The 16,209-nt window shown below is 67.3% G+C and carries 16 protein-coding genes; 5 read left to right on the top strand and 11 right to left on the bottom strand.

Annotation, left to right across the window (positions count from 1 at the left end; genetic code table 11):
• Positions 1–42 precede the first annotated feature (42 nt).
• The 8 genes from JSE7799_RS17955 to JSE7799_RS17925 form a co-directional block, all read right to left on the bottom strand.
• Entirely contained in the window at positions 43–564 is a 522-nt protein-coding gene (locus tag JSE7799_RS17955) for a winged helix-turn-helix domain-containing protein (protein ID WP_083480266.1), read from the bottom strand.
• 138 nt (positions 565–702) lie between these two features.
• Positions 703–885: a hypothetical protein gene (locus JSE7799_RS20710; RefSeq protein ID WP_144431791.1), complete on the bottom strand. Its 183-nt coding sequence runs from the start codon at positions 883–885 to the stop codon at positions 703–705.
• A gap of 121 nt (positions 886–1,006) precedes the next feature.
• The gene (locus JSE7799_RS17950) at positions 1,007–1,552 is read right to left on the bottom strand and encodes a peptidylprolyl isomerase (protein WP_055664836.1); all 546 of its coding nucleotides are present in this window, start codon (positions 1,550–1,552) and stop codon (positions 1,007–1,009) included.
• Entirely contained in the window at positions 1,545–2,045 is a 501-nt protein-coding gene (locus JSE7799_RS17945; protein WP_055664835.1) for a peptidylprolyl isomerase, read from the bottom strand. The genes JSE7799_RS17950 and JSE7799_RS17945 overlap by 8 nt, the downstream gene beginning before the upstream one ends.
• Positions 2,046–2,150: 105 nt before the next feature.
• Positions 2,151–2,828, bottom strand: coding sequence for a DUF533 domain-containing protein (locus tag JSE7799_RS17940; RefSeq protein ID WP_083480670.1), 678 nt, complete (start codon positions 2,826–2,828; stop codon positions 2,151–2,153).
• Positions 2,829–2,889: 61 nt separating this feature from the next.
• Positions 2,890–5,247, bottom strand: a complete 2,358-nt coding sequence (locus tag JSE7799_RS17935; protein WP_055664833.1) for a TRAP transporter large permease — start codon at positions 5,245–5,247, stop codon at positions 2,890–2,892.
• A 54-nt stretch (positions 5,248–5,301) separates the two neighbouring features.
• Positions 5,302–6,297 (bottom strand): TRAP transporter small permease subunit, encoded by a 996-nt coding sequence (locus JSE7799_RS17930; RefSeq protein WP_055664841.1) that lies wholly within the window; start codon positions 6,295–6,297, stop codon positions 5,302–5,304.
• A gap of 423 nt (positions 6,298–6,720) precedes the next feature.
• Positions 6,721–7,806, bottom strand: coding sequence for a TRAP transporter substrate-binding protein (locus tag JSE7799_RS17925; RefSeq protein ID WP_055664832.1), 1,086 nt, complete (start codon positions 7,804–7,806; stop codon positions 6,721–6,723).
• A gap of 209 nt (positions 7,807–8,015) precedes the next feature.
• Between JSE7799_RS17925 and JSE7799_RS17920 the strand changes: the two genes are divergently transcribed.
• A complete protein-coding gene (locus JSE7799_RS17920; protein ID WP_055664831.1) occupies positions 8,016–8,843 on the top strand; it encodes a bacteriorhodopsin in 828 nt (275 codons plus the stop codon).
• A gap of 69 nt (positions 8,844–8,912) precedes the next feature.
• Here JSE7799_RS17920 and JSE7799_RS17915 read toward each other — a convergent pair whose 3' ends face one another.
• Complete coding sequence (locus JSE7799_RS17915; RefSeq protein WP_055664830.1) at positions 8,913–9,512, bottom strand: lytic transglycosylase domain-containing protein; 600 nt, start codon at positions 9,510–9,512, stop codon at positions 8,913–8,915.
• 190 nt (positions 9,513–9,702) lie between these two features.
• Here JSE7799_RS17915 and ssb point away from each other — a divergent pair, with 190 nt between their 5' ends.
• The 4 genes from ssb to trpE all read left to right on the top strand — a co-directional run bounded on the left by ssb (position 9,703) and on the right by trpE (position 14,914).
• Positions 9,703–10,218: a single-stranded DNA-binding protein gene (gene ssb, locus JSE7799_RS17910; protein WP_055664829.1), complete on the top strand. Its 516-nt coding sequence runs from the start codon at positions 9,703–9,705 to the stop codon at positions 10,216–10,218.
• An 85-nt stretch (positions 10,219–10,303) separates the two neighbouring features.
• Positions 10,304–11,497, top strand: a complete 1,194-nt coding sequence (locus JSE7799_RS17905) for an aminotransferase (RefSeq protein WP_055664828.1) — start codon at positions 10,304–10,306, stop codon at positions 11,495–11,497.
• Between the two features lie 64 nt (positions 11,498–11,561).
• Positions 11,562–13,418, top strand: coding sequence for a peptidylprolyl isomerase (locus tag JSE7799_RS17900; protein ID WP_055664827.1), 1,857 nt, complete (start codon positions 11,562–11,564; stop codon positions 13,416–13,418).
• The gene (gene trpE, locus JSE7799_RS17895) at positions 13,415–14,914 is read left to right on the top strand and encodes an anthranilate synthase component I (protein ID WP_055664826.1); all 1,500 of its coding nucleotides are present in this window, start codon (positions 13,415–13,417) and stop codon (positions 14,912–14,914) included. Before JSE7799_RS17900 ends, trpE begins: the two co-directional genes overlap by 4 nt.
• An 89-nt stretch (positions 14,915–15,003) precedes the next feature.
• On the opposite strand, the gene JSE7799_RS17890 is transcribed toward trpE, so the two are convergent.
• Positions 15,004–15,465 carry a YaiI/YqxD family protein gene (locus tag JSE7799_RS17890; protein WP_055664825.1) on the bottom strand — a complete coding sequence of 154 codons (462 nt, stop codon included), beginning with the start codon at positions 15,463–15,465 and terminating at the stop codon, positions 15,004–15,006.
• Positions 15,462–16,184 (bottom strand): HpcH/HpaI aldolase family protein, encoded by a 723-nt coding sequence (locus JSE7799_RS17885; protein ID WP_222101813.1) that lies wholly within the window; start codon positions 16,182–16,184, stop codon positions 15,462–15,464. Before JSE7799_RS17885 ends, JSE7799_RS17890 begins: the two co-directional genes overlap by 4 nt.
• Positions 16,185–16,209 lie beyond the last annotated feature (25 nt).

Genomic DNA, 16,209 nt, shown 5'->3' with positions numbered 1-16,209 from the left:
TCATCTTGGAACCAGACCTCCAGAGGCTTTTCCTTTGCCTCCTCAGGCAGGGCCGTGCGCACCAGTTCTGGAAAGTTTTTTATATAGCTCCTGGGCGTCTGGATCGCTCTGCGGATGACGCGGCCGCGCCGACAGCTTCACGAAGCCGAGCCGGCGGAGGATCGAGCTCATCGTCCGCTCCGCCACGCGAATGCCAAAGCGGCGCTCCACCACTGCGCACAGATCAACCCGCCGCCAGCGCACAACTCCGTCCATCTCCGGGTCCGGCCCCGCTTCGACGATCGCCGCCAGCTCGCTCATCTGCTCCGTGCTGAGCATGGGCGTCCGGCCCGGAAGAGGACGATCGATGAGACCCGAAAGCCCCTCCGCATTATAGCGATGAACCCAGTCGCGCAGGGTCTGCCGATCCATCCCGCAACTCTCTGCCGCCTCCGTCCGTGTCCGCCCGTCGAGCACGAAGGCCAGCGCAAGCATCCGCCGCGACGCCCTTGCGTCCTTCGCCCGCGCCGCCTCGCGCCGTAGGTCCGCCGCCGACAGCTCCCTACGCGTGATCTCCACCCCCATGCTGATCCTCCCTCACATCCCAGAGAGAGTGAATCAGCAACTGACACACCTGGGAAGCCCTCACAGAGTCAAAGCCTCGGGCCGTTGGTATTAGTTTCCGCTGCTCTCACCGGCGCATCAGCTTATGACAGGCGAGGTTCAAGCGTTTCGCCAACCTGATACTGCTTCAAGACAACAGATTTCTTTTCTTGAAGTGATGCCCGACTCAAGCACCCAAAGCCGTTGCCCGAAGGTATTTCTTAATTCCATCGAGAAAACCGAGACCTGAGCGTTATTGCCCGCCGGACCAAGAACGGTCATGAATTTCAGCAGAATGCGCAATCAAAGTCTCCACAAAATGGAAAAGACCCGCCGCGCAAAAACGCTGCGGGTCCGATGCTCAGCCACGGGGCTTGCACTAAACAAACCACCGCAGGAGCCTTCACCGCAAAGCGGCGGAGCTTTATTCGACGACGCGCACTTCCGTCATCACATCGGGGCTTTCGGTCACGGCACCGCCGCGTCCGCGTCCCCGCTTGATCTCATCCACCACGTCCATGCCGTCGGTAACCCGACCGACGACGGTGTACTGGCCGTCCAGATGCGGCGCGGGTTCGAACATGATGAAGAATTGGCTGTTGGCCGAGTCGGGGCTGGCGGAACGCGCCATGCCGACCACGCCGCGCTCGAAGCTTTCGTCGGAGAACTCCGCCGCGAGGTCCGGCCGGTCGCTGCCGCCGGTCCCGGCAAGCGCGAGGTCCGCGCCTTCGCGTCCGTATTGCACGTCGCCGGTCTGGGCCATGAAGCCGTCGATGACGCGGTGGAAGACCACGCCGTCATAGGCCCCGGCCTCGGCCAGCGCGGTGATCTGCTCAACATGCTCGGGCGCCACATCCTCCAGAAGGTCGATGGTGACGGTCCCGTTCGCTTCGCCCGCGACGTCGATTTCGAGGGTCGTGGCCGCGGCGGGCGTGGCGAGAACCAGAAGGGCTGCAAGAATATTACGCATCGGCGGCAACCTTCACGCTGACCATCTTGTCGGGGTTTGCGGGCGGCTCGCCACGGGTGATCTTATCGACATGCTCCATCCCCTCGATCACGCGGCCATAGACGGTGTATTGCCGGTTTAGGAAATGGTTGTCGGCGAAGTTGATGAAGAACTGGCTGTTGGCCGAATCCGGGTTCTGCGACCGCGCCGCGCCCAGTGTTCCACGGTCATGCGGCACGCCCGAAAACTCCGCCTTCAGGTCGGGTTTGGACGATCCGCCCGTGCCGGCGCGGCGCGTGTCGCCGTCTTCCTTGCCGTGCTCCACATCGCCGGTCTGGGCCATGAAGCCCTCGATCACCCGGTGGAAGACGACGCCGTCATAGGCCCCTTCGCGCGCCAGTTCCTTCATGCGCTCCGCATGACCGGGCGCCACGTCGGGCAGCAGTTCCACGACGACGTTCCCGTCCTCGAGCTCGATGATGATCGTGTTTTCAGGGTCTTTGATCTCGGCCATGCCGATCTCCTTCATTTTGCTTCGGGGCGACACCTATGCGCCGTGCGGCGCAAGGGAAAGTGGTGGGGCGGGTTACGGGGCGGCGCCTGGCCAGCCCCGGCACCGTCAAACGGGTTTTCCCGCCGCATCGTGCAGGCGCGACACCTCCGCCGGCTCCAGCGCCAGAGCGGTGGCGAAGCGGCGCAGGAAGTCGCGCTCCGCCGGGTGGTCGGGGTCGATAGCCGTCAGCGCGGCGGCGTAGACTTCGGATTCGTGGTTGCGCGGCACATCGCGTGCCAGACGCTCCGGGTTGACCGGCTCGCTCAGCGCGGCATCGAGCGCGGCGCGGTCGGCCTCGGTCTCGGCCTCCCCAAGGATCTCGTCCAGTGCGCTACGCTCTTCCGCGTCGATATGGCCGTCGGCGCGCACCGCCTGACCGATCGCGCGCACCATCGCGGCGGCGGTCGCCTCGTCCTGCGGCCCCGCCTCGACGCGCGCCATCCTCGCAGTGTCGTCGGCCTCCTGTGAGGCGCCGGTCATCGAAGCCAGACCGCCCATCAGGCCGCCCGACGCCGCACCACCGCCGGCAAGCGCACCGATCAGGCCGGCCAATCCGCCGCCCGAGCCGCTTGTGCCCTGCAACGCGCCCATGAGGCCCCCGGACCGTCCCGCTGTGGGCCCGGTCCCGCCCCCCGAGAGCAGCCGTTTGACGCCGTCCAACCCGCCATTGTCGCGGTAGGCGCGGTATCCCTTCGCGGCGGCAAAGGCGACGGCCATCTTCATCGCCGTTCGTTTCAGTGACATGCGCGTTCTCCCGTTCGCGTGACCCCTGACAAGTAGAGTCGCCGCGTTCGGGAACAATGCCTCAGTTGTTGGGAAGGAGGCTCGGAACGATGGTCACGATCGCCGGAAACGCCCACAGGATTGCCAGCCCCAGCACCTGGATCAGTACGAAAGGCAGCACACCGCGATAGATGTGACCGGTCGTGACGCTCGCCGGGGCGACCCCGCGCAGGTAGAACAGCGCGAAGCCGAAGGGCGGCGTCAGGAACGACGTCTGCAGGTTCACCGCGATCATGATCGTCACCCATTTCGGATCGAACGTGCCCCCGTAGATGACGGGACCGACGATCGGGATGACGATGTAGATGATCTCGAGGAAGTCGAGCACGAAGCCCAGCACGAACAGCACCAGCATCACGATCAGAAACACCTTCAGCTCGCTGTCAAAGCTGAGCAGGAATTGCTGAATGTAGTGCTCGCCCCCGAAGGAGATCAGCACGAGGTTGAGAAGCTGGGAGCCGATCAGGATGGTGAAGACCATCGACGTCACCTTCGCCGTCTCCCGCACCACGGGCCCCAGCACACCGCTGCGCAAGAGCACCCAGCACGCGTAGAGCAGGCCGAGGAACGCGGCATGATACGCGATCTGCGTCACGAACAGCGCGATCCGATTCGCCACCGTCGTCGTCGCCAGCCCGGAGCGAAGGTCGAAGTTCACGCCAACCAGAAGCATGACCGCAAGGCCCAGCGTGGCGAGTAGGATCCAGCCGCCGCCGCGTCCTTCCTCGCCCAGCTTGCGATAGGCGGCGAGCATGATCGCCCCCGCCGCGCCCAGAGCCGCCGCCGGCGTGGGATTGGTGATCCCGCCGAGGATCGAGCCGAGCACCGCGACGATCAGCACGAGCGGCGGAAAGACCACGCGCAGCAATTCGTTGCGCGAGAGCCGCCGCGCCGCTTCGGCAACGCCGTAAAGCGTGATGGCCGTCGGAATGGCTAGGATCAGGAACGCGGCCCCCGACGACGTTGTCGGCCCGATCAGCGCGAGGTCCGCCGCGATCGCCAAGGCGACCCCCACGGCCCCGATCACGAGGGGCCGCCCATCCTCCAGCGGCGCGATGCCCCGCGCCACCGCCAGCGTCAGCGCGAAGAGAAGGAACAGGACCGCCACGCCCGTCCCGATCGGCGGGGCCGACAGGATGGCGAGGGTGCGGGCCTCCATCATCTCCTCGGGCGTCCGGGCCCGCGCGAGCTGCGCACCGCCGGCCTGGTTGATCGCCTCCTGCTGGGCGACCGCCGCGTCCCAGGCGACCTGGCCGTGCAGATCGATCATCGCGGCCTTGCAGGCATCCGAGACGTTCGTGCGCAACGACGCGCCCTCGCTTGCCTGCGAGAAAGCCGAGACGTTGATCGACTGGCTGCCGATCACGTCCACGAGGCTCAGCGCCACGACACCGCCGATCAGGACGACCGGCACGGCAAGGAACCAGAGCAGCGCATCGTCGCGCGTGGTGGTCGAGGACCGCCCGCCCTCAAGCCGCACCGCAGGCGCCTTGGACGGGTTCACCAATGCGAAGCCGAAGGAATACGCACCGTAGAGAAAGGCCAGGAAGATGCCCGGCAGCAGCGCCGCCTGAAACAGCGTGCCGACCGAGACAACCGCCGGCTGCCCCAGATATGTCAGCGCATCGCCACAGCCGACAGCCTGCGCCCGCGCCTCCTGCGAGGTGGAATAGATGTCGCCCGCCAGCGTGCCGAGAAGGACGATCACGATCGAGGGCGGAATGATCTGCCCCAGCGTGCCCGAGGCGGCGATGACGCCCGTGGCGAGTTCGGGGGAGTAGTTGTTGCGCAACATCGTCGGCAGGGCCAGCAGCCCCATCGTCACCACCGTCGCGCCGACGATGCCGGTCGAGGCGGCGAGGAACGCGCCCACGATCACGATCGACACGGCCAGACCGCCGGGCAACGGGCCAAATACCCGCGCCATCGTCGTCAGCAGGTCGTTGGCGATCTTCGAGCGCTCCAGCGTGATGCCCATCATCACGAACATCAGCACCGCCAGCAGCGTCTCGATCGAGGCGCCGGCGATGACCCGCTCGTTCATACGCTGGATGATCAGGCCCAGCTCGCGGTTGATCGAATCCTCCCACCCGCGCGCGAACAGCGGCTCCTCGATCCGCGGCAGCTCCGGATATCTGAAGATGGAGATCGCCTCGCGCGCCACCCCTTCGGCGACGAGGCCGGAATATTGCGCGGACCCGGTATCGATGGCCTGATGGATCAGGATGCCGGCACTGTCGAGGGCGGCGATGATCGCGAAGCTGATGACGCCCGCGCCGCCGATCGAGAAGGCGACCGGAAAGCCGGACATGATGGCACCGAACAGCGTCAGGAAGACGATGATGATGCCGATTTCAACGCCGTCGAGGCCGAAGATCATTTCCTGTGTCCCCCGCGGCGCCGCCGCCGCATCTCGTGCCGGATCTGCGCCCGGTCAGTGTATGTTGGCGGTTTTTTCTGCGTCTTCGTCGCCGAGGACGTCACGGTCGAGATAGCGGCCCGCGCTCAGCTCGCCCTCGCGGTATTCCAGCCACGACCGCCAGAAGAAGTTCACGGCCTGCACCATCGCCGTCACCGCGAACAGCGCAATCAGCACCTTGAACATCCAGTAAGCGTCGAAGCCGTTGGGACTGAACCCGATGGTCTCCACGTTCCAGCGCACCCCGCGCGAGCGTGTGAGCAGCGTGTCGAGCGTCATGTCCGCGCCCAGCCGGGGGCTGATCAGACTGCCCCAGAGATAGAACCAGCCGTAGAGCCAGATCAGCACCAGCGCCGGCACCATGAAGAAGAGGCTGCCGAACATGTCGATGGCGCGCTTCGTGCGGTGGCCGACGGCGGAATAGACGAGATCGACGCGCACATGCCCGCCCTGGATGAAGGTCCAGGCGACACACAGGCACACGATGATCGCGTTATAGAGCTTCAGTTCTTCGGAATACCACGACAGGTCACGCGTAAAGGTCGTGCCGAACGGGCCGATCGAGATTTCCGAAACCCGGAAGATCCGCTGCAGGAACACGATCAGCACCTGCTGCAGCACCATGAGAAGCCCGGCCCAGGCGGCGACCCGGCCGATGACGTTCATCGTGCTTTCGGTGCCGCGCACGATGGACCACAGGAACCGGCGCGAGAAATAGCCGCCGATCGTGATCCCCGCGAAGATCCAGAACAGCACGAAGAACAGCTCCGCCGAGGCGCCGTAATAGATCAGCCGCACCAAGGACTGCTTCGATTCCGGCTCGGAGAAGTCCTGCGTCCAAGCCAGCCACGACGACGGATCGGACAAGGCGAAGACGAGGTTGAACGGCGCCTCGAACAGATGACCCAGCACCCACTGGATCGGCCCGCCGTCGCGAAATGCGTCGAGACAGGCGCGCGTCCCCTCTTCGGCCGGTGCGAAGAACCCCGTGCAGGCTGCGTCCTCTTCCATCCCGAACTCTCCCGGAAATCCCTTGGATGCGGCCCGACCCATTCGGAGGATCATGCCGCAGAACATGTGAGCGGCCCCTCCCCGACACGGGGAACGGGTCCGTTTGCGTCAGCTTGGCACGCGTTCGTGCAATGTGGGGCAAACGCCCGCGGCACGTTGGCCTCCGGTCGTCGCGCAACAGCCTGTCACGCAGTCCCGCGCCAACTTCGCACCGGACACAAAACTTTTCAGGATTGAACGATTGTCCAAGCATCCCCCCATCGCAATTGCGGCTCCCTGCTCTCCCGGCACGGTATCCACGCTCACACGTAATTCGGGCGGACCGTAGCGAACGGCCCGCCCAAGTGGAACAGCTAAAAAAGCCGCAGGACGGAGAAATGCGAACGCCGGCCGCACTTTCGGCGGCGTCCGCACTCTCCCGGCTCAGATGCCGAGAACGCGGTCCCGCTGCTCGGTGAAGGTTCCCTGCGAGCGGCCGATCCACTGCGCGGACTTCTCCAGCGACGACTGATAGCTGTCGTAGACGCGCTTGTAGAACTCGTCGCTCGTCGGCTCCTGGACGACTTCCTGCGCGGCTTGGCCGAACGCGTCCCAGACCTCGTCGGAGAATTCGTAGAGCTCCACGCCGCCCTGTTGCAGGCGCTGCAGCGCCGCACCGTTATTGGCCATGAACAGCGTCGTCGTCCAAAGATTGTCGGCACGCGCGACTTCCTGGACGATCTGCTGCTGCGTCGGCGTCAGGCTCTCGTAGACGTCAAGGTTGAACACGAGGTTCAGGTTCGGGCCAGGCTCGTGGAAGCCGGCGGGGTAGTAGATCTTCGAGATCTCCTGGAAGCCGGCCTTCTCGTCGGCCCAGGGTCCGATCCACTCGGTCCCCTCGATCGCGCCCGTCGACAGCGCCTGGTACACTTCCGCACCCGGCAGGTTCTGCACCGATGCGCCCAGCTTGCTGAGAACCTGTCCGCCCTGCCCCGGCATCCGGAATTTCAGGCCCTGGAAGTCCTCAGGGGAGTTGATCGGGCTCTGGAACCAGCCGCCCGATTGCGGGCCGGTATTGCCCGCCGGGAACGCCTTGAGGCCGTAGATGGAGTAGAGCTCATCGGCCAGTTCGCGCCCGCCATCGTGGTAGAACCAGTTGTTGAACTCCATGAACGTCATGCCGAACGGGATCTGCGAGAAGAACGACAGCGACGGGTCCGTGCCGAGGAAGTAGTAATCGACCCCGTGATACATGTCCGCCTGCCCGGAGGAGACGGCGTCGAACACTTCGAACGCACCGACAAGTTCGCCCGCCGCGCGCAGGTCGACCGTCAGTTGCCCGTCCGTCAGGGCGGTGATCTTGTCGGCGGCGTATTGCGCGCTGTCGTGCACGCCGGCGAGGCCACGGCCCCATGTCGTCACCAGGGTCAGTGTGCGGTTGCCCTGTGCATAGGCCGGTGCGGCGAGCGCGGCGGTGCCGGCGGCACCGGCCCCGATCGTCGAATTCTTCAGAAATGAACGACGGTCCATTAGTTCCTCCCAGTTTTTTCTGTGCCGCCGCGGCGTCGCGACGACACGTCGCACCGTTTACAGCGCGACTCCTTGCACAACAATACAAAGGCCCGTCGCATTCAACCCTTCACGGTCGCCGGCTCAAGCGCCTGCGGCCGGACGTCGCGGAACCATCGCGCAGCATGATCATTGCCTGCTGAACCACCAACACGCAGGGGATTCTGCCGATGCCGAATTATGAAAACTTCTTTGCCTTCGAATATTGGCAGTACGAAGTCGTCCGCCACATGTTCGCCTTCACCGCGGCCGTCTTCGCGGCGGCCTTCGTCTATTTCGCATTGACCATGCGGCAGGTGGCGGAGCGCTATCGCCTTGCATCGATCATCTCCTGCGTCGTGATGATCTCGGCCACGCTGGAGCTGTTCCTGCTGTGGCTGATGTGGAACCGGGCGTTCGAATTCGACATCACCACGATGACCTATGCGCGCGCCGAGGGCTTCATCTTCGCCAACGGCTACCGCTACGCGAACTGGATGATCGACGTACCCATGCTGATGACGCAACTTCTCGTCGTCTTGGGTTTTGCCGGACGTGACATGCTCTCGCGCTGGTGGAAGCTTATGGCGCTCGGCGTGTTCATGATCCTGACCGCCTATATCGGTCAGTACTACGAGCCGCAGGCCGCCGGCATCATCGACGAATCCGCCTTCGGATTCTGGTTCTGGGGCATCGTCAGCTGGATCGCGTTCCTCGTGCTGCTCTGGCTGCTTTACAAGAACGTGGAGGAAGGACGCGCGCGCATGGGTGGCGAAGCGTCCAAGCTGATGGGCGCGGCGTGGACGCTGATGTGGATCACCTGGACGATCTACGGCCTCGTCTATCTGGTCCCCGGCATCCCCGGCATCAACGAGTCCTCGACCTGGATCGTGATCCGCCAGGGCGGCTACACCTTCGCCGACGTCACCTCCAAGGCGGTGTTCGGGGTGATCCTGAGCTATACCGCGATGACCCTGTCGAAGGAGCCCGAGCGCAACACCACGCGCAAGGCGGCCTGATCCCGACAACGTGCCGCGGCGTCTTCACGTCGCGGCGCATCCCGTTGATTTCGCGGGTTCCGATGCGTCTCAACCCTGCCCGAGGATCGCCTGTACGTATCCCTGTGTCTCCCGGTAGGGTGGCACACCGCCGTGACGCTCCACCGCGCCGGGTCCGGCATTGTAGGCCGCCAGCGCCAGCCGCCACGTCCCGAACTTCCGGAATTGCATCGCCAGATAGCGCGCCCCACCCTCGAGGTTCTGCGCGGGATCGTTTGCATCGACCCCCAGAACCCGCGCCGTTCCGGGCATGAGTTGCGCGAGGCCGAGCGCGCCCTTGTGCGACCGCGCCGCCGGGTTCCATCCGCTCTCCTGCCGGACGAGGCGCAGGAACAGATCCTCCGGCACGCCATTGCGCCGGGCGGCGGCCCGGGCGGTGTCGGTGAACGCCGACCTGCGCCCCTCGTAGCGCGGGATCGGCTCCGCGCCCGGCACGGCGGCACGCTCCGGCCGCGTCGGCAGGAGACGCTCGGAATGGGCGTACTGCGCCGAGAGCCGGCGGTCGATCAGCGCCGTCTGCGCGGCGAACGCGTCCGAGCGGCCACGCGTCGAAACGGTCTGGGCCGTGGCGGCCTCGGCACAGGTCGCGGCGGCCAGCGCCGTCAGCGCGGCGAATCGGAAAAGGCGCATGTGGGTGGCTCCCTGTCGTCCAATGTCCCGGACGGCGGCTCGTCTGCCGCGACCCTGCCGCCCCGAAAATGGTTACCCCACCGATGCCGATGCGCCAAGCCGGGCCTTTCGCCCATCCGCCATGTTGGTTACTCAGACGGGCGCGGGCGACGGTTCGCCCGCGCCAGATTCGACAAAGATGGGGAGAGACATGGCCGGATCCGTCAACAAGGTCATCCTGATCGGCAATCTCGGCCGTGACCCGGAGACGCGGAGCTTTCAGAACGGCGGCAAGGTCTGCAACCTGCGCATCGCCACGTCCGAATCCTGGCGCGACAAGAATTCCGGCGAGCGCAAGGAACGGACGGAGTGGCACTCCGTCGCGATCTTCTCCGAGCCGCTGGTCCGCGTGGCCGAGCAATATCTCAAGAAGGGCTCGAAGGTGTATATCGAGGGCCAGCTCGAGACCCGGAAATGGCAGGACCAGTCCGGCCAGGACCGCTACTCGACCGAGATCGTCCTGCGCCCCTACCGCTCGGAGCTGACAATGCTCGACGGCCGCGGTGAAGGCGGCGGTGGCGGTGGCGGTGGCGGCAATTACGGCGGCGGTGGCGGCGGTTACGATGACCGTCAGGGGAACTACGGCGGCAGTAGCGGCGGCGGCGGCGGAAGCAGCCAAGGCGGCTATGGCGGCGGCTCCGACCTCGACGACGAAATCCCGTTCTGAGAAAGACGTGACGGCCGGCGCGCTCCAAGGCGTCCGGCCGCACCCCACCCGAAGCCACCGCGACCGGGACGAAGGAAGATCCGCGATGCGCCTGAACCCCGCCATGGCCGCGACGGAGCCGCCCCCGGTGATGGAGGCGCGGCGCTGGATCGCGGACGCGACATTCCCCGTCGATCGCCCGCTCCTCAACCTGTCCCAAGCCGCGCCGACGGATCCGCCGCCCGCGCCGCTCCTGCAGGCGATAGCGGACATTGTGCTGACCGACCCGTCGGCGCATCTCTATGGTGCGGTACTGGGCTATGACCCGCTGCGCGCCCGCATCGCCGATACATGGAGCACCGCCTATGGCGGCAACGTGCACCGCGATCAGGTCGCCGTCACGTCCGGCTGCAACCAGGCCTTCGCCGCCGCGGTTGCCACGCTGGCAGGGGCCGGCGACAACGTGATCCTGCCCACCCCGTGGTACTTCAACCACAAGATGTGGCTCGACCTCGGCGGCGTCGCGACCCGGCCGCTGGAAACCGGGTCCGACCTTCTCCCCGACCCCGAGGCGGCGGCCGCCCTGATCGACGACAGGACGCGCGCCATCGTTCTGGTCACGCCGAACAATCCCGGCGGCGTGGAATACCCGGCGGCCTTGGTTGCCGCCTTCCGCGACCTCGCCCGCACCCGGGGCCTCGCGCTCGTCGTCGACGAAACCTACCGCGACTTCCATTCGCGCGAGGGCGCGCCGCATGACCTGTTTGCCGATCCCGAATGGGACGACACGCTGATCCAGCTCTACTCCTTCTCCAAGGCCTATCGCCTGACCGGCCACCGCGTCGGCGCGATCTGCGCCGCGCCCGCGCGGCTGGCGCAGGTTGAGAAATGGCTCGACACCGTTGCCATCTGTCCGAATGGCATCGGCCAGCGGGCCGCGCTTTGGGGGATGGAGCATCTCGGCGACTGGCTCGCCGGCGAACGGCAGGAAATCCTCGCCCGCCGCGCCGCAATGGAGGACGGGTTCGCCGCCCTGCCCGATTGGCGCCTTCTGGGATGCGGGGCCTATTTCGCCTATGTGGCCCATCCGTTCGACCTGCCGTCCGATGCGGTGGCGCGGCGGCTGGTGGAGCGGGCTTCCGTCCTGACCCTGCCCGGCACGATGTTTGGGCCGTCGCACGCGGATGGCGGCTCCGGTCGCGCCGAGGCCACGTTGCGGATCGCCTTCGCCAATGCGGACCGCGACGGCATCGGCATCCTGTTCGACCGGCTGGCGCAGGTGACGCGCGACGGCCTCTAGGCCCGCTTGCCCCCACGCGCCGCGCCGCCTATCAACCCGCCGGACCACGAGGGGGAAAGACACCATGGCCGAGACACGCAAGAAAAAGTCGCCGGGCCTCCTCGTCTGGGTGGTCATCGGCCTGTTGATCCTGGCCCTCGGCGGGTTCGGCATCGGCGGGTTCGGCGGTAACCTGACGCGCGTCGCCACGGTGGGCGACCGCGAGATCACGGTGCAGGAATATGCCGACGCGCTGCGGGCGGAACAGGCGCGCCTGCGCCAGCAGGCCGATCGCAACATCACGATGCAGGAAATGCGCATGTTCGGCATCGATCAGGCCGTCATGGAGCGTCTTCTGGCCGCCGCCGCGCTGGCCGAAGAGGCGCAGGAGGTCGGCGTCTCGGTCGGCGACGCCGTGGTCGCGCGCCGCATTCGCGCCAATCCCGCCTTCGCCGGCGTGGACGGCGCCTTCGACCGTGAAGGCTATGCCTTCACGCTGGATCGTGCGGGCCTGAGCGAGGCGCGCTACGAGGAGGAAATCCGCGACGAGATCGCGCGCGAGATCCTGCAGGCCGCCGTAATCGGCGGCACGTCCGCGCCCGGCACCTATGCCGCCACGATCGCCGCATGGATCGCCGAGACCCGCGACATCACCCTCGCCTCCGTGACCGAGGCCGACCTGCCCGGCGGCGTGCCCGCGCCGACCGAAGAGGATCTGCGCACCTTCTATGAGGCCAACGAGGAGGCCTTCGAGACGCCGGAATTGCGGCGGATCACCTATGCCTGGATCACGCCGGAGATGCTGGCCGAGGAGACCGAGGTCGAGGAGGCGCAGGTCCGGGAGCTCTACGAAGACCGCGCCGACGAGTTCCGCCGCCCCGAGCGCGTGCTGGCCGAGCGGCTGGCCTTCACCGACGCCCCCGCCGCCGAAGCCGCCTTGGCCGAGATCGAGGCGGGGGAAACGACCTTCGACGCCCTCGTCGAGGCGCGTGGCCTGACGCTGGACGACGTGGATCAGGGCGACCTGTCGCGCGCCGATCTGGCGCCCGAGGCCGCCGAAGCGCTCTTCGCCTTGGAGGAGCCGGGGATCGTCGGTCCGGTCGAGACCCCGCTCGGCCCGGCGCTCTACCGCGTGAACGCGATCCTCGACGCGACCGAGACCCCGTTCGAGGACGTCGAGGAGGAGCTCGCCGCGCTGGCGGCGGTGGACGTTGCCCGCCGCCGCATCGACGCCGCGCGCGAATCGATTGACGACCTTCTGGCCGGCGGTGCGACGCTGGAGGAACTGGCCGACGAGACTATCCTCGCCGTCGACACGATCGACTGGAACGCGACCGGATCCGAAGGCGCCTCCGGCGTCGCCGCCTACGAGGGGTTCCGCGAGGCGGCCGCGGCGGCGGAGCCCGACGATTTCCCGGAACTGGTGGCGCTGTCCGATGGCGGGCTTCTGGCGCTGCGCCTCGACGAGGTGGTCGCGCCGAGGGTGCTGCCGCTTGAGGAGGTCCGCGCCGAGGTCGAAGCCGCATGGCGCGCCGAGACCCTGCGCCGGATCCTGACGGAGCGGGCGGAGTTTCTGGCCGAGCATCCGACGCGTGATATCTCCGGAACGCCCGAAATGCTTGAAGACGTGGCGCGCGATGCGGTTCTCGAAGGCACCCCCGCCGCCCTTCTGGAACAGGTCTTCGCCGCCGAGGCGGGCGATATCCTGGCGGTCGAGGGCGACGAGAACGTGGCCTATGTGGTGCGGATCGATGCCGTGAATGCGGCCGACCTGTCCGGCGGTCGCGGGGCCGAACTGCGCCGCGCCATCGCCAATCAGGCCGAAGAAGCGGTCGCGGGCGACCTGTTCGAAGCCTATGGCCGCGCCGTCCAGAGCGATATGGGCATCACCGTCGAGCAGCAGGCCGTGCAGGCGGTGCAGTCGCAGATGGGCGGCGCATGATCGCCCCCGACTTCGCCGATTTCGAGACGGCGCATGAGGCGGGCGCCAATCAGGTGCTCTGGACCCGCCTGCCCGCCGATCTCGACACGCCCGTCTCTCTGATGCTCAAGCTCGCCGAGGCGCAGCCCTTCTCCTTCGTGCTCGAATCGGTCACCGGCGGCGAGGTGCGGGGGCGCTACTCGATCGTCGGGATGAAGCCCGACCTGATCTGGGAATGCCGCGGCGAGACGTCCCGCGTGAATCGCGCCGCCCGCTGGGATCCGTCCGCGTGGGAGGATGCGGGCGCGCCGCTCGCCGCGATTCGGGCGCTTCTGGACGAAAGCCGGATCGACCTGCCCGACGGCCTGCCCTCGGCCTGCGCGGGTCTGTTCGGCTATCTCGGCTACGACATGATCCGGCTGGTGGAGCGTCTGCCCGACGTCAATCCCGACCCGCTCGACCTGCCCGACGCGATGCTGATGCGGCCTTCGGTCGTCGCCGTTCTCGACGGGGTGAAGGGCGAGGTGATCCTCGTGGCGCCGGTCTGGCATCGCGGCGAAACCGCGCGCGCGGCCTATGCGCAGGCCGCGGAACGCCTGCAGGATGCGCTGACCTCGCTTGGCCGCGCGGTGACGGAGCCGCGCGACATGGCAGAGCCGTTCGACCTGCCCGAGCCCGTCAGCAACTTTTCCAAGCCCGCCTATCTGGCCGCGGTGGAGCGGGCCAAGGAATACGTCGCGGCGGGCGATATCTTTCAGGTCGTGCCCTCGCAGCGCTGGACCTTCGATTTTCCGCTGCCGCCCTTTGCGCTCTACCGGGCGCTGCGGCGGACGAATCCGTCGCCCTTCATGTTCCATTTCGACATGGGCGGATTTCAGATCGTCGGTGCCTCGCCGGAGATTCTCGTCCGCGTCTTCGGGCGGGAGGTGACGATCCGCCCGATCGCCGGCACCCGCCCCCGCGGCGCCACCCCTGAGGAGGATCGCGCGATGGAGGCCGATCTTCTCGGCGACCCGAAGGAGCGGGCGGAGCATCTGATGCTTCTGGATCTCGGGCGCAACGATGTGGGGCGCGTCGCGCGCACCGGCACTGTGCGCCCCACCGAGCAATTCGTGATCGAACGCTACAGCCACGTGATGCACATCGTCTCGAATGTCGTGGGCGAGCTGGCGGAGGAGCATGACGCCTTGTCGGCGCTGCTGGCGGGGCTCCCCGCCGGCACGGTGTCGGGCGCGCCCAAGGTGCGGGCGATGCAGATCATCGACGAGCTGGAACCCGAAAAGCGCGGCGTCTATGGCGGCGGCGTCGGATATTTCTCGGCCAATGGCGACATGGACATGTGCATCGCGCTGCGCACCGGCGTGGTGAAGGACGGGCACCTCTATGTTCAGGCCGGGGGCGGCGTCGTGCATGACAGCGACCCCGAGGCCGAATGGCAGGAGACGGTCAACAAATCCCGCGCGCTCAAGATGGCGGCGGCCGAGGCAGGGCGGTTCACGGGGCGCACAAACCGCTAGGATCGGCGATTACCCATGGGTAATTGCTGCATCCACCTGTTTTCATTGCGGTATTTTTTTGGGTAAGGGATCGGCCGTCCCTCGGCGGGTCAGCGATTGCGGGCGAAGCGCGTCAGGATCCGGTCGAGCCCGTTCTTGAAGGCGGCGCGGTCGGCGGCGGCATAGGGCTTTGGCCCGCCCCCCTGCCCGCCGGTCATGCCCTCGATCCCGGGGCGCAACTCCGCCATCAGGTCCCGCGTCGCCACGGTGTCGCCGATGCTCGATTCGGTGAATTCGCGCCCGCGCGGGTCGAGCGCGGCGCCGCCCTTGGCCAGGACGCGCTGCGCCAGCAGGATGTCGGCGGTCACTGTGACGGTGCCGGGGCGCACGACCTCGGCGATGGCGTCGTCGGCCGCATCGAACCCCTCACCCGCGACATAGAGCGCGATCAGCGGATGATCCGTCAGCCGCAGATGCGAGCCGGCCACGAAGATTGCGCGCATCTTGCGGCGCAGGGCGACCTCGGTGATCTCGGACTTCACCGGGCAGGCATCGGCATCGACGAGGATCATGCCCCGCCCCGCGCAAGCCCCCGCAGCCCGGCGGCCAGCACCATCCCATCCGCGCCCATCGACACGACCCGCGCCCCCGCGGCGACCCACCGCTCCGGATCGGCGGCGAAGATGCCCGGCGCGATCCCGGCGGCGGCGATGCGCGCGATGGCATCCTCCAGCACGGCGTGGAAGGCCGGGTCGGCGGGCGTCGTGCCCATGTCGGCGGCAAGATCGGCGGGGCCGAGGAACACACAGTCGATCCCCGGCACGGCGCAGATCGCGTCGAGGTTTTCGATGGCGGACCGGCTTTCGGCCTGCACCCAGACCGTCAGGTCGTCCGCCCGCGCCGCATATCCCGCATCGAGCCCGTAGATGGAGGCCCGCGCCACCATCGCGCCGACGCCGCGCCGTCCGGCCGGGGCGTAGCGGGCGGCGGCGATCGCGGCGCGCGCGGCCTCGGCGTCGTCGACCATCGGCACGAGGAGGCCCCCCGCCCCGAGATCGAGCGCCTGCTTGATCATCCACGCCTCGTTGGCGGGGACCCGGATCAGTGCGTCCGGCGCCGCGATCAGGCGGCGGCGCAGGTCGGAGGGATCCCACGGCCCGTGCTCTCCGTCGAGCAGGAGCCAGTCGAAGCCGGCCGCGGCGGCGATTTCGGCCGCCTCCGGCCCCGGCAGCACCTGCCACAGCCCGCGCAGCGTATCGCCTCGTCGGATTCGGTTTGCCAGCGTGTCCATGGGCATCGGGTTGGCACGGCGCCGG

Origin of the sequence: Jannaschia seosinensis (assembly GCF_001408515.1) — a bacterium.
In the GTDB taxonomy this organism is placed as follows: domain Bacteria; phylum Pseudomonadota; class Alphaproteobacteria; order Rhodobacterales; family Rhodobacteraceae; genus Jannaschia; species Jannaschia seosinensis.
The sequence above is the reverse complement of the archived record's forward strand: the minus strand, read 5'-3'. Positions and strand labels throughout refer to the sequence as shown.

Bases quoted from the DNA above. Each gene is read 5' to 3' on its own strand.
- JSE7799_RS17925 (WP_055664832.1), bottom strand. From the start codon at position 7,806: ATGGACCGTCGTTCATTTCTGAAGAATTCGACGATCGGGGCCGGTGCC.
- JSE7799_RS17950 (WP_055664836.1), bottom strand. From the start codon at position 1,552: ATGCGTAATATTCTTGCAGCCCTTCTGGTTCTCGCCACGCCCGCCGCG.
- trpE (WP_055664826.1), top strand. From the start codon at position 13,415: ATGATCGCCCCCGACTTCGCCGATTTCGAGACGGCGCATGAGGCGGGC.
- JSE7799_RS17900 (WP_055664827.1), top strand. From the start codon at position 11,562: ATGGCCGAGACACGCAAGAAAAAGTCGCCGGGCCTCCTCGTCTGGGTG.
- ssb (WP_055664829.1), top strand. From the start codon at position 9,703: ATGGCCGGATCCGTCAACAAGGTCATCCTGATCGGCAATCTCGGCCGT.
- JSE7799_RS17955 (WP_083480266.1), bottom strand. From the start codon at position 564: ATGGGGGTGGAGATCACGCGTAGGGAGCTGTCGGCGGCGGACCTACGG.
- JSE7799_RS17935 (WP_055664833.1), bottom strand. From the start codon at position 5,247: ATGATCTTCGGCCTCGACGGCGTTGAAATCGGCATCATCATCGTCTTC.
- JSE7799_RS17945 (WP_055664835.1), bottom strand. From the start codon at position 2,045: ATGGCCGAGATCAAAGACCCTGAAAACACGATCATCATCGAGCTCGAG.
- JSE7799_RS17940 (WP_083480670.1), bottom strand. From the start codon at position 2,828: ATGTCACTGAAACGAACGGCGATGAAGATGGCCGTCGCCTTTGCCGCC.
- JSE7799_RS17920 (WP_055664831.1), top strand. From the start codon at position 8,016: ATGCCGAATTATGAAAACTTCTTTGCCTTCGAATATTGGCAGTACGAA.
- JSE7799_RS17905 (WP_055664828.1), top strand. From the start codon at position 10,304: ATGCGCCTGAACCCCGCCATGGCCGCGACGGAGCCGCCCCCGGTGATG.
- JSE7799_RS17885 (WP_222101813.1), bottom strand. From the start codon at position 16,184: ATGGACACGCTGGCAAACCGAATCCGACGAGGCGATACGCTGCGCGGG.
- JSE7799_RS17890 (WP_055664825.1), bottom strand. From the start codon at position 15,465: ATGATCCTCGTCGATGCCGATGCCTGCCCGGTGAAGTCCGAGATCACC.
- JSE7799_RS17930 (WP_055664841.1), bottom strand. From the start codon at position 6,297: ATGGAAGAGGACGCAGCCTGCACGGGGTTCTTCGCACCGGCCGAAGAG.
- JSE7799_RS17915 (WP_055664830.1), bottom strand. From the start codon at position 9,512: ATGCGCCTTTTCCGATTCGCCGCGCTGACGGCGCTGGCCGCCGCGACC.